We start from the raw sequence: 11,151 nt of genomic DNA on the forward strand, positions 1-11,151 counted from the left end.
CCTACGGGGCGGCCGGGGCGGCCCCGTGCGCGTCCCTGGGCCCGCCCGCCGTCGGGGGGGCCGGGGGGGCCGGCCGGGGGGGGGGGCCGGGGCCCGGGCGGGGGTACGCCGGGGGGGGGCGGGGCGCCGGCCGCTGGCCGGCGTCCTCGTCATGGCCGGCGCCGCGCGGCGGCACCGGTGGTCGTCATGGCAGCGGAGCCTACTGCCCCAGCGGCAGGTCGCCCGCGTCGAAACAGGTCCGGTCCCCGGTGTGGCAGGCCGCGCCGACCTGGTCCACCTTGACCAGCAGAGTGTCGGCATCGCAGTCGAGCGCCACCGACTTGACGTGCTGGACGTGTCCCGAGGTGTCGCCCTTGACCCAGTACTCCTGCCGGCTGCGGCTCCAGTAGGTGCAGCGGCCGGTGGTCAGCGTGCGGTGCAGCGCCTCGTCGTCCATCCAGCCGAGCATCAACACCTCGCCGGTGTCGTACTGCTGGGCGATGGCGGGTACGAGGCCGTCGGCGCTGCGCTTGAGCCGACCCGCGACGGCCGGGTCGAGCCCGCTCGGGCGGCCGGAGCTGGCGTCGGCGGCATCCGCGGCGTCGGCGGCGGGGGAATCGGGGCTGGACATGGGCCCATTATGCCCAGCGGCGCACGGCACGGGCGGGCCGTCGAGCACCGGCGGCGGCGCCCTGGGGCGGCACTCCCCCGATGCGCCCGCCCCGCGCGCCACACCCCCGGGCGCGCACGACGGCGGCCCTCCCGCGGGCCTGCGGAGCGGGACGGGTACGGAGCGGGACGGGTACCGGGCGGGACGGGTACGGGGCACGGGGCCTTGGCGGCCCGCCGGAAGGCCCCCGATAGCTCCGCCAGCCAGCCCCCGCGCCCCCGCGCAACTCCCCTCTCGTCCCGGATTCAGCCACCGTGGCAGCGGATGTCACAACGGGGGGCCATGGTCGCTTTTCGGCCAGATCGTGCCCGGCCCGAGCGGACGGGCGGCCCGGGTGGCGGCGACGCTCGGTGGCCGACCCTTTATCGGGGCGCGCCGCCCCGACAACGCCCCCTTGCCGCTTCACAACTGGCCAACGCGGCCGTCCCACGCCCCGCATCCGCCGCAACTGTCCAGCCCGCTGACCACCTCCCGGCGAACATGCGGCATGCTTCTGGTATGACTTACCCGCCGCCGCCGAACAACCCTCAGCAGCCTGGAAACCCCGGCGGCTTCGGCCCGCCGCAGCAAGGTTTCGGCCCACCCGCTCCGCCCGGAGGACAGCCGCCGGCCGGTGGACAACCGCCCTACGGCGGTCCGCCCGTGCCGCCCGGTGGACAGCACATACCTCCCGGCGGGCAGCCGATGCAGCCCGGCTACGGCGCGTACCCGCCGCCTCCGCCACCGCCGCCCCGCCGTAACAACAAGGTCGCGCTGATCGCCGGCGCCGCCGTGTTGGCCGTGGCCGGCATCGTCGGCGTCGTCGGCGCCACCTCGGGCGGCGACGACAAGGACAAGGAGAAGGAGGCCAAGGAGAAGCCGGGCGGCTCGCCCAGCGTCTCCGCGCCGAAGCTGCCGTCCGGGATGCCCTCCATCGAACTGCCCTCGCCCTCGGGCTCCCCCGGCCAGGGCGCGCCCGTCGGGGGCGAGACCGAGACGCCGGACAGCGACGCTTCCAGCACGCCGTCCAGCGACCCGACGTCCTCGTCGCCGACCGACGTGGTGCCGTACGTGGTGCTCAGCCCGGGCACCTGCTTCGACCACCCGGGGCTCGACCCCAGCGTGAAGAAGGTCGAACGGCGCTCCTGCACCGGTCCGCACGACGGTGAGGTGATCTCCAACGCGACCCTGACCGGCACCTTCACCACCGAGAAGGAGATCCAGAGCAAGGCGCTCTCGCTGTGCGAGTCCGCCGCCAAGGTCCGGATGAAGAACATTCCGGTCGGCAAGACGTACTACTACTACGCGCTGTACCCGGCGCACCAGACGTACACCCTCCGCGGCGAGGACCAGGTCTCCTGCTCGCTGACGCTCAGCTCCACGCCGGGCGGCCCCAAGCTCACGGAGAAGCTGCCGAAGTAACGCCCTGCGCCCGCGCGCAGGAACCAGACGGCGAAGGCGGGGTGGCCGTGGCGCGCAGCCGCGCGGTACGGCCTGACCCCCGACCCGCCTTGGCCCTCTCGGCCGCCGTCCGGCCGTCGCCCGGCCGCCGCGCCGTGACCTGACATCCGTGGCAGGGCGTCCGCACCGGTCGTAGGCTGGCGGCATGTCTACGTACGCGAAGCGCGAACGGCTGCTGCTCGCCGATCTGTTGGAAGCGGCGGGACCTGCGGCCCCGACCCTGTGCAAGGGCTGGCTCACCCGCGATCTGGCCGCCCACGTGGTGGTGCGCGAGCGGCGCAGCGACGCGGCGGCCGGCATCCTGGTGAAGCCGCTGGCGGCCCGGCTGGCCCGGGTCCAGGACGAGTTCGCGGCCAAGCCGTACGAGGAACTGCTCCAGCTCATCCGCACCGGCCCGCCCCGGTTCTCGCCCTTCGCCCTCAAGCAGGTGGACGAGGCGACCAACGTGCTGGAGTTCTACGTGCACGCCGAGGACGTGCGTCGCGCCCAGCCCGGCTGGACCCCGCGCACGCTCGACCCGGTCTTCTCCGACGTGCTGTGGAGGCGCGTGGAGCGCACGGCCCGCGCCCTGGCCCGCAGGAGCCCGGTCGGTCTCGTCGCCCGCATCCCCGACGGCCGCACGGCCGTGGCCCACAAGGGCACCCCGGTCGTCACCCTCACCGGTGAGCCCGGCGAGGTGCTGCTCTACCTCTACGGCCGTCAGCAGGTCGCCGACGTGAGTGCCGAAGGCGACCCGGCGGCGGTGGCGAAGGCCGCGGAAGCGTCGCTCGGGCTGTAGCCGCGTCCGGCGGATCCGGGCGCTGGGCGAGCCCGGCGGCCCGCCCCCACCGCACCGGGTGAGGCCGCCCCCCACCCCCGGGTGGGGCTGCCCCGCCCGGATCTACCGGCGCACCGGGTGCCCCGCCCCCCGTAGCGCCCCCTTGACGTCGGCGATCGACAGGTCGCCGAAGTGGAAGACCGAGGCGGCCAGCACCGCGTCGGCGCCCGCGCTGATCGCCGGCGGGAAGTCGGCGAGCCGGCCGGCGCCGCCGCTGGCGATGACGGGGACGGTGACCTCGGCACGGACGGCCGCGATCATGGCCGTGTCGTAGCCGTCCTTGGTGCCGTCAGCGTCCATGGAGTTCAACAGGATCTCGCCGGCGCCGAGTTCGGCCGCGCGGTGGGCCCACGCCACGGCGTCAAGGCCGGTGCCGCGCCGGCCGCCGTGCGTGGTGACCTCGTACCCGGATGCGGTCTCGGTGCCCGGCGGGCAGCGGCGGGCGTCCACCGAAAGCACCAGCACCTGGCGGCCGAACCGCTCGGCGATCTCCTGGATGAGCTCGGGGCGCTCGATGGCGGCCGTGTTGACGCCCACCTTGTCGGCGCCGGCCCGCAGCAGCCGGTCCACGTCCCCGGGGGTGCGGACGCCGCCGCCCACCGTGAGCGGGATGAAGACCTGCTCGGCGGTGCGGCGCACCACGTCGTAGGTGGTCTCGCGGTCGCCGGACGAGGCCGTGATGTCCAGGAAGGTCAGCTCGTCGGCGCCCTGTTCGCCGTAGAGCCTGGCGAGTTCGACGGGGTCGCCCGCGTCCCGCAGGTGCTGGAAGTTGACGCCCTTGACGACGCGGCCGTTGTCCACGTCCAGGCAGGGGATGACTCGGACCGCGAGGGTCATGGGGTTCGTCCTTCGGTGCTGCCGGCCGGGGCACCGCCGGCCGGGTCCGGGTCGTCGCCGCCGGTGGGGGCGGGCCCGCCGGGCCGGGGGCGGAACGCTTCGAGCTCCACCTCGACCAGCACCCGCGAGTCCACGAACCCGGAGACCACGCCGAGCGTGGTGACCGGGCGCACGGCGGCGAACAGCTCCCGGTGGGCGCGGCTGACGGCGTCCACGTCGCGGGCGTGGGTGAGGTAGAGGCGGGTGCGGACGACCGCCTCGGCGCCGAGGCCGAAGCGGTCGAGCGCGGCGAGCGCGTTGCGCAGCGCCGCCCTGGTCTGTTCGTACGGATCGCCCTCGCCCTGGAGGACGTCGCCGACCAGCGGCATCGTGCCGGCGACGAGGACCAGGTCCCCGGCCGCCACGGCGCGCGCCGAACCGGTCGACTCCTCCCAGGGGTCCGCGCTCTGGTGACGCTCGATCGCCCCCGCCTGCCGGGCCGGCTCGGGTGTGCTCATGCCGTGGCCGCCTCCGCCACCGTCGCCAGCGCCTCTTCCAGCGTGAAGGCCTCGGCGTACAGGGCCTTGCCGACGATGGCGCCCTCGACGCCCACGGGCACCAGGCCGCTCAGGGCGCGCAGGTCGGCGAGCGAGGAGACGCCCCCGGACGCGACCACGGGGCGGTCGGTCGCGGCGCACACGTCGCGCAGCAGTTGCAGGTTGGGGCCCTGGAGCGTGCCGTCCTTGGCGATGTCGGTGACCACGTAGCGGGCGCAGCCCTCGGCGTCGAGGCGGGCCAGGGTGGTGAACAGGTCGCCGCCGTCGCGGGTCCAGCCCCGGCCGCGGAGCGTGTGGCCCCGTACGTCGAGGCCGACGGCGATGCGGTCGCCGTGCTCGGCGATGACGCCGGCCACCCACTCCGGGGACTCCAGGGCCGCGGTGCCGAGGTTGACCCGGGTGCAGCCGGTGGCGAGCGCCGCCTTCAGCGAGGCGTCGTCGCGGATGCCGCCGGAGAGCTCGACCTTGATCTCCATGGCGCGGGTGACCTCGGCGATCTGGGCCCGGTTGTCGCCGGTGCCGAAGGCGGCGTCCAGGTCGACCAGATGCAGCCACTCGGCCCCCGCCTGCTGCCAGGCCAGGGCCGCGGCCAGCGGGTCGCCGTAGGAGGTCTCGGAGCCGGACTCCCCGTGGACGAGGCGGACGGCCTGCCCGTCGCGCACGTCGACGGCGGGGAGGAGTTCGAGCTTGCTCATCTGGTGCCAGTCTTTCGGGTCGAAGGCGTCTGGTCAGCGCCGGCCGGGCCGCCGTGCGGCGGCTAGAGGGTGTCGAGCCAGTTGGTCAGGAGCTGGGCTCCGGCGTCGCCGGACTTCTCGGGGTGGAACTGGGTGGCCCGCAGCGGCCCGTTCTCGACGGCCGCGACGAACGGCTCGCCGTGCGTGGCCCAGGTGACCTGGGGCGGGCGCATGGCGGGGTTGGCGATCTCAAGGGTCCACTCCCGTACCGCGTAGGAGTGCACGAAGTAGAACCTGGCGTCCGCGTCGAGCCCGGCGAACAGCTCCGAGCCTGCGGCCGGGGTGACGGTGTTCCACCCCATGTGCGGCACGACCGGCGCGGCGAGCGGGCCGACGGTGCCCGGCCACTCGTCCAGGCCCTCGGTCTCCACGCCGTGCTCGATGCCGCGCTCGAAGAGGATCTGCATGCCGACGCAGATGCCGAGCACCGGCCGGGAGCCGGCGAGCCGGCGGCCGACGATCCAGTCGCCGCGGGCGGCCCGCAGCCCCTGCATGCAGGCGGCGAAGGCGCCGACGCCGGGGACCAGCAGCCCGTCGGCTGCCATGGCCCGCTCGTAGTCGCCGGTGATCTCCACGTCGGCGCCGACGTGCGCCAGCGCCCGCTCGGCGGAGCGCACGTTGCCGAAGCCGTAGTCGAAGACGACCACCGTGGGCTTGCGTCCACTCATCAGTACAACCCGTCGATCCGGAGGACGCCCGCGAGCAGGCACATCGCGGCGCTGATGCCCAGCAGCACGATCACGCCCTTGGGCATCCCCTGCTTGCTGAAGGAGATGACGCCGCCGAGCAGGAAGAGCCCGACGACGATGAGGACGGTGGACAGACCGTTCACAACTGCCTTCCGGTGGTGGTCGACGCGGCGCGGCGCGGTGTGGTGCCCCGCTCCCGCGCCGCGGCGGGCGCGGTCCTCGCGCGGACGGTCACAGCGCGCCCTTGGTGGAGGGGAGGATGCCGGCGGCGCGCGGGTCGCGCTCGCTGGCGTACCGCAGCGCCCGCGCGAGCGCCTTGAACTGGCACTCCACGATGTGGTGCGCATTGCGCCCGTACGGCACGTGGACGTGCAGCGCGACCTGCGCCTGGGCCACGAAGGACTCCAGTATGTGGCGGGTCATGGTGGTGTCGTAGCTGCCGATCATCGGGGCGATGGCCTCGGGCTCGGTGTGCACCAGGTAGGGGCGGCCCGAGAGGTCGACGGTGACCTGGGCGAGCGACTCGTCCAGCGGCACCGTGCAGTTGCCGAACCGGTAGATGCCCACCTTGTCGCCGAGCGCTTCCTTGAACGCGGCGCCCAGCGCGAGGGCGGTGTCCTCGATGGTGTGGTGGGTGTCGATGTGCAGGTCGCCCTCGGTCTTGACGGTGAGGTCGAAGAGGCCGTGCCGGCCGAGCTGGTCCAGCATGTGGTCGTAGAAGCCGACGCCGGTGGAGATCTCGGTCCTGCCGGTGCCATCGAGGTCGATCTCGACCAGGACGGAGGTCTCCTTGGTGGTGCGCTCCACGCGCCCTACGCGGGTCATCGCTCGTTCTCCTTCAGTACCGCCCGGACCGCGTCCAGGAAGGCGTCGTTCTCCGCCGGTGTCCCGGCGCTCACCCGCAGCCAGCCCGGCACGCCGTTGTCCCGGACCAGCACGCCGTGGTCCAAGATGGCCTGCCACAGCCCGTGCGAGTCGGCTGCCGGGTCGCCCCAGCGGCCGACGGCGGCCGGCGGCAGGCCGAACTGGACGAAGTTGGCGTCCGAGTCGACGACCGGCGCACCGATCGCCCGCAACTCGCTGACCAGCCGGTCCCGCTCGTCCTTGAGCTGCTGTACGTATCCCAGCAGCGTATCGGTGTGGGCGAGCGCGGCGAGCGCGGTGGCCTGGGTGACGGCGGAGAGGTGGTACGGGAGGCGCACTAGCTGCACGGCGTCCACCACGGCCGGGTCGGCGGCCAGGTAGCCGAGCCGCAGCCCGGCCGCGCCGAACGCCTTGGACATGGTGCGGGAGAGCACCAGGTTCGGCCGGCCGGCGATCAGCGGCAGCAGCGAGGGCTGGTGGCTGAACTCGCCGTACGCCTCGTCGACCACGAGCAGCGCGCCGCCGGTGCGGGCGGTCTGCGCCGCCTCGTACAGCGCGAGGACGGTCTCGGCGGCCACCGCGGTGCCGGTCGGGTTGTTCGGCGAGCAGACGAAGACCACGTGCGGGCGCAGTCGGGTGATCTCGGCGGTGGCCGCGGCCACGTCGATGGTGAAGTCGGCGCGGCGCGGCCCGGCGACCCAGCCGGTGCCGGTGCCCCGGGCGATCAGGCCGTGCATGGAGTACGAGGGCTCGAAGCCGATCGCGGTGCGGCCGGGGCCGCCGAAGGTTTGCAGCAACTGCTGGATGATCTCGTTGGAGCCGTTGGCCGCCCAGACGTTGGCCAGCTCCACCGGGTGGCCCGCGGTGCGGGTCAGATAGGCGGCGAGGCCGGTGCGCAGCTCGACCGCGTCCCGGTCCGGGTAGCGGTTGAGGTGCCGGGCGGCCTCGGTGACCCGCTCGGCGATCTCGGCCACCAGGGCGTCGGGCAGCGGGTAGGGGTTCTCGTTGGTGTTCAGCCGTACCGGTACGTCGAGCTGCGGGGCGCCGTAGGGGCTCTTGCCGCGCAGTTCGTCCCGGACGGGAAGGTCGTCGATGCCGGTCACGTGCCTTGCGGAGCCTTCCGTGCGGGGTCGTCGGGCGCGCTCGCGCCGGTGGGGGCCGCGGCGGGCTGCTGCGCGGGCAGCGCGTCGCCGAAGCGCGCGGTGAGCGCGGCGCCGTGCGCGGGCAGGTCCTCGGCGGTGGCCAGGGTCACCACGTGCGGGGTGACCTCGGCGAGCGCTTCGCGCGAGTAGTCGACCACGTGGATGCCGCGCAGGAAGGACTGCACGGACAGGCCGGAGGAGTGGCAGGCGCAGCCGCCGGTGGGCAGCACGTGGTTGGAGCCGGCGCAGTAGTCGCCGAGGGAGACCGGGGCGTGCGGGCCGACGAAGATCGCGCCGGCGTTGCGCACCCGGGCGGCGACGGCGGCGGCGTCCCTGGTCTGGATCTCCAGGTGTTCGGCGGCGTACGCGTCGACGACGGCGAGGCCGTGCTCGACGTCGTCCACCAGGACGATGCCGGACTGCCGGCCGGCGAGCGCCTCGGTGATCCGCTCCCGGTGCTTGGTGCTGGCCACCCGGCGGACGAGTTCCGCCTCGACGGCGTCGGCCAGCGGCACCGAGTCGGTCACCAGCACGGCGGCGGCGAGCGTGTCGTGCTCGGCCTGGCTGATCAGGTCGGCGGCGACGTGGCCGGGGTCGGCGCTGTCGTCGGCGAGGACGGCGATCTCGGTGGGCCCGGCCTCGGCGTCGATCCCGATCCGGCCCTTGAGCAGGCGCTTCGCCGCGGCCACCCAGATGTTCCCGGGGCCGGTGACGAGCTGCACGGGGTGGCACTCGTCGGTGCCGTACGCGAACATCGCGATCGCCTGGGCGCCGCCCGCCGCGTACACCTCGTCCACGCCGAGCAGGGCGCAGGCGGCGAGGATGGTGGGGTGCGGCAGTCCGTCGAAGGCGGCCTGCGGCGGCGAGGAGACGGCGAGCGAGGAGACGCCCGCCTCCTGCGCGGGCACCACGTTCATGACGACCGACGAGGGGTAGACGGCGTTGCCGCCCGGCACGTACAGCCCCACGCGCTGGACGGGCACCCAGCGCTCGGTGACCGTGCCGCCGGGCACCACCTGGACGGTGTGGTCGGTGCGGCGCTGCGCGGCGTGCACCTTCCTGGCCCGCCGGATCGACTCCTCAAGGGCGGCCCTGACCTGCGGGTCGAGCTCTTCCAGGGCCCGTTCAATGGCCTCGCGCGGCACCCGTACGCGCTCGATGCGCACCCCGTCGAACCGCTCGGCGTACTCGATCAGTGCCGCGGTGCCACGATGATGCACGTCCTCGCAGATGGGCCGCACCTTCTCCAGGGCGGCCTCGACGTCGAGTTCGGCACGGGGCAACAGGTCGCGGTCGATGTCACCGGTGGCCCCAGGGGCACCGGCAGCAGCGCGCAGATCGAGTCGGGAGATCACGCGGACAATTGTCTCAGACGCCTCCCGAGCCGCGGCGCACCGTATCAATCGCTGATACCGGCCCAGCAAGTTGGCCCTGACCTGTGGTGTTCAACCGGTCACAGAGCGGGAATGGGGTCCGTACGGGCGTACGGGCCCGGCATCGGCCGCCACACCAGGGCGCACACCGGAGCGCACCGGAGCAACCGGAGCGCACGGACCGAGCACACCCTGCCGGCGAACCCGCTGCGCGAGCCCGGCGAGCACGCCCGTCGTCGCCGGACCGAGCCGATTCCACTGTGGCCCGGCCCACCCGAAACCGACCCGGAGGGGGAGAGACAGCAGTGACGCAACCACATGACGGGGACCCGCCCGACGGGCTGGGCCTCACTCCCGCCGAGTGGGGCATGTGGCAGGCGTTCCGTACGGGCAGCACCTTCGACCTGCGCTCCCCCAACCAGCACCGCAACGACCCGACCGGCCCGCACCCGTGGGGCCCCGAGCGCAGCGTGCGGGCCCGGGTGCTGGCGCTGCTGCTGTTGGAGCCGCCGCCGGCGCAGCCTGGCCGGGTCGCCGCGCTCAAGCTCAACGGCGCCTACATCACCGGCACCCTGGAGCTCGCGGGCGGCACCATCGAGCCCTTCGTCGAGCTGCGCAACTGCCGCTTCGAGCAGGAGATATTGCTGCCCGAGTCGCGGTTCACCACGCTGCGCCTGGTGGGCTGTGCGATACCCAGGATCGAGGCGGCCAGGCTGCACACCGAGGGCGATCTCCATCTGCCGCGCTGCACGGTGGCCCGCGGCATCCGGCTCACCGACGCGCACATCGGCACCGACCTGCTGCTCAACCAGTTGGTGGTGCGCAAGGACCGGAACGGCAGGTCGATCACCGCGGACGGGCTGAGCGTGGCCCAGGATCTCCAGGCCGAGCTCATCGAGTCGTACGGCGAGTTGACGATGCGCGGCGCGCAGATAGGCGTCTCGCTGAGCCTGCGCGGCAGCAAACTGCGCAATCCGCACGGCCGCCGGGCGCTCAACGCACCGCAGCTCAGCGTGGAGCGCACGGTGTACCTGACGCCGGCGGGCGTCACCGGATCGCCGTTCTCGACGGGGACGACGCCGCCGTACGGCACGCCGCTGGCCCCGGCCGGTGGGGTGCGCACCCAGCGCTTCGAGTGCGAGGGCGGGGTGCGGCTCGACGACGGCAGGTTCGGCGACGCCATCGACCTGGACCAGGCGCGCTTCACCATGGCGGGCGACCAGGAACTGTCGATGCGCCGGATTCAGACGCCGGAGCTGCGCTTCCTGTGCGAGCGCACGCAGGGCGGCCGGGTGGTGCTGTCCGGCGCGAAGGTGGTCAACCTGGTCGACAAGTCGACGAGCTGGCCGGGGCCCGGCGGCCTCGCGATGGCCGGCTTCAGCTACGAGTCGCTGATCCCGCGCGGCCACTTCCCGCTGGCCCGGCGCCTTGAGTGGGTGGCGGCGGCGACCCCGGAGTACGCGCCCGAGCCGTACGAAATGCTGGCCGCCGCGCTGCGGGACAGCGGCGAGGAGGAGTTCGCCCGAGTGGTGCTGCTGGCCAAGCAGCGCCGGCGGCGCGAGACGCTCCCGCTGGCCGGCAAGGCGTGGGGCTACCTCCAGGACTGGATGGTCGCCTACGGCTACCGGCCGGGGCGGGCGGCGGTGTGGATAGCCCTGCTGTGGGCGGTCGGCGCGGTCTTCTTCGCCCACCACCGCCCGGAGCCGATCAAGGACGGCGAGGGCCCGGAGTGGGACGCCACGCTGTACACGCTGGACGTGCTGTTACCGGTGATCGACCTCGGCCAGGCCAGCTACTGGACCACGCACGGGCCGGCCCAGTGGGTGACGGCGGTGCTGGTGCTCCTCGGTTGGGTGCTCGCGACGACGGTCGCGGCCGGCGCGTCCCGCCTGCTGCGGCGCAACTGATCGGCTGGCGCGGCGCGCCCTACCCGCTGACGCGCCGCGCCCGCTGCGGCGCGACCGACCGGCTGGCGTGTCCCGCCCTGCTGCGGCACAGCCAACCCGCTGGCGCCTCCCGTTCTGCTGCGGCGCACCTGGCCGGGCGGCGGGCCCGGCCGCGGGGGGGGGG

At 74.1% G+C, this 11,151-nt stretch carries 12 protein-coding genes; 3 read left to right on the top strand and 9 right to left on the bottom strand.

The window, feature by feature from the left end; genetic code table 11:
* Positions 1-199: 199 nt before the first annotated feature.
* Positions 200-610: a phosphoribosyl-AMP cyclohydrolase gene (gene hisI / locus AAHZ94_RS18655; RefSeq protein ID WP_349994093.1), complete on the bottom strand. Its 411-nt coding sequence runs from the start codon at positions 608-610 to the stop codon at positions 200-202.
* Between the two features lie 681 nt (positions 611-1,291).
* On the opposite strand from hisI, the gene AAHZ94_RS18660 reads away from it, so the two are divergent.
* Positions 1,292-2,050: a hypothetical protein gene (locus AAHZ94_RS18660; RefSeq protein ID WP_349994094.1), complete on the top strand. Its 759-nt coding sequence runs from the start codon at positions 1,292-1,294 to the stop codon at positions 2,048-2,050.
* A gap of 184 nt (positions 2,051-2,234) precedes the next feature.
* A complete protein-coding gene (locus tag AAHZ94_RS18665) occupies positions 2,235-2,867 on the top strand; it encodes a TIGR03085 family metal-binding protein (protein WP_349994095.1) in 633 nt (210 codons plus the stop codon).
* Between the two features lie 102 nt (positions 2,868-2,969).
* Here the strand turns inward: AAHZ94_RS18665 and hisF are convergent, their stop codons facing one another.
* The 8 genes from hisF to hisD all read right to left on the bottom strand — a co-directional run bounded on the left by hisF (position 2,970) and on the right by hisD (position 9,063).
* Positions 2,970-3,743 (bottom strand): imidazole glycerol phosphate synthase subunit HisF, encoded by a 774-nt coding sequence (gene hisF / locus AAHZ94_RS18670; RefSeq protein WP_349994096.1) that lies wholly within the window; start codon positions 3,741-3,743, stop codon positions 2,970-2,972.
* Complete coding sequence (locus AAHZ94_RS18675; RefSeq protein ID WP_349994097.1) at positions 3,740-4,240, bottom strand: Rid family hydrolase; 501 nt, start codon at positions 4,238-4,240, stop codon at positions 3,740-3,742. The genes hisF and AAHZ94_RS18675 overlap by 4 nt, the downstream gene beginning before the upstream one ends.
* Complete coding sequence (gene priA, locus AAHZ94_RS18680) at positions 4,237-4,974, bottom strand: bifunctional 1-(5-phosphoribosyl)-5-((5-phosphoribosylamino)methylideneamino)imidazole-4-carboxamide isomerase/phosphoribosylanthranilate isomerase PriA (protein WP_349994098.1); 738 nt, start codon at positions 4,972-4,974, stop codon at positions 4,237-4,239. The genes AAHZ94_RS18675 and priA overlap by 4 nt, the downstream gene beginning before the upstream one ends.
* Before the next feature lie 62 nt (positions 4,975-5,036).
* Positions 5,037-5,681, bottom strand: coding sequence for an imidazole glycerol phosphate synthase subunit HisH (gene hisH, locus AAHZ94_RS18685; RefSeq protein WP_349994099.1), 645 nt, complete (start codon positions 5,679-5,681; stop codon positions 5,037-5,039).
* Positions 5,681-5,845, bottom strand: coding sequence for a CG2302 family histidine operon protein (locus tag AAHZ94_RS18690; RefSeq protein ID WP_349994100.1), 165 nt, complete (start codon positions 5,843-5,845; stop codon positions 5,681-5,683). The genes hisH and AAHZ94_RS18690 overlap by 1 nt, the downstream gene beginning before the upstream one ends.
* An 88-nt stretch (positions 5,846-5,933) precedes the next feature.
* Entirely contained in the window at positions 5,934-6,527 is a 594-nt protein-coding gene (gene hisB / locus AAHZ94_RS18695) for an imidazoleglycerol-phosphate dehydratase HisB (RefSeq protein WP_349994101.1), read from the bottom strand.
* A complete protein-coding gene (locus AAHZ94_RS18700; protein WP_349994102.1) occupies positions 6,524-7,669 on the bottom strand; it encodes a histidinol-phosphate transaminase in 1,146 nt (381 codons plus the stop codon). The genes hisB and AAHZ94_RS18700 overlap by 4 nt, the downstream gene beginning before the upstream one ends.
* A complete protein-coding gene (hisD, locus tag AAHZ94_RS18705; RefSeq protein ID WP_349994103.1) occupies positions 7,666-9,063 on the bottom strand; it encodes a histidinol dehydrogenase in 1,398 nt (465 codons plus the stop codon). Before hisD ends, AAHZ94_RS18700 begins: the two co-directional genes overlap by 4 nt.
* A gap of 323 nt (positions 9,064-9,386) precedes the next feature.
* Here hisD and AAHZ94_RS18710 point away from each other — a divergent pair, with 323 nt between their 5' ends.
* A complete protein-coding gene (locus AAHZ94_RS18710) occupies positions 9,387-10,988 on the top strand; it encodes an oxidoreductase (protein ID WP_349994104.1) in 1,602 nt (533 codons plus the stop codon).
* The last annotated feature ends 163 nt before the right edge of the window (positions 10,989-11,151 follow it).

This window comes from Streptomyces sp. HSW2009 (assembly GCF_040240285.1).
Taxonomy (GTDB): domain Bacteria; phylum Actinomycetota; class Actinomycetes; order Streptomycetales; family Streptomycetaceae; genus Streptomyces.

Excerpts from the sequence above, each read along its gene's own strand:
- hisI (WP_349994093.1), bottom strand. The coding sequence starts at position 610 with ATGTCCAGCCCCGATTCCCCCGCCGCCGACGCCGCGGATGCCGCCGAC.
- AAHZ94_RS18665 (WP_349994095.1), top strand. The coding sequence starts at position 2,235 with ATGTCTACGTACGCGAAGCGCGAACGGCTGCTGCTCGCCGATCTGTTG.
- hisF (WP_349994096.1), bottom strand. The coding sequence starts at position 3,743 with ATGACCCTCGCGGTCCGAGTCATCCCCTGCCTGGACGTGGACAACGGC.
- AAHZ94_RS18675 (WP_349994097.1), bottom strand. The coding sequence starts at position 4,240 with ATGAGCACACCCGAGCCGGCCCGGCAGGCGGGGGCGATCGAGCGTCAC.
- priA (WP_349994098.1), bottom strand. The coding sequence starts at position 4,974 with ATGAGCAAGCTCGAACTCCTCCCCGCCGTCGACGTGCGCGACGGGCAG.
- hisH (WP_349994099.1), bottom strand. The coding sequence starts at position 5,681 with ATGAGTGGACGCAAGCCCACGGTGGTCGTCTTCGACTACGGCTTCGGC.
- hisB (WP_349994101.1), bottom strand. The coding sequence starts at position 6,527 with ATGACCCGCGTAGGGCGCGTGGAGCGCACCACCAAGGAGACCTCCGTC.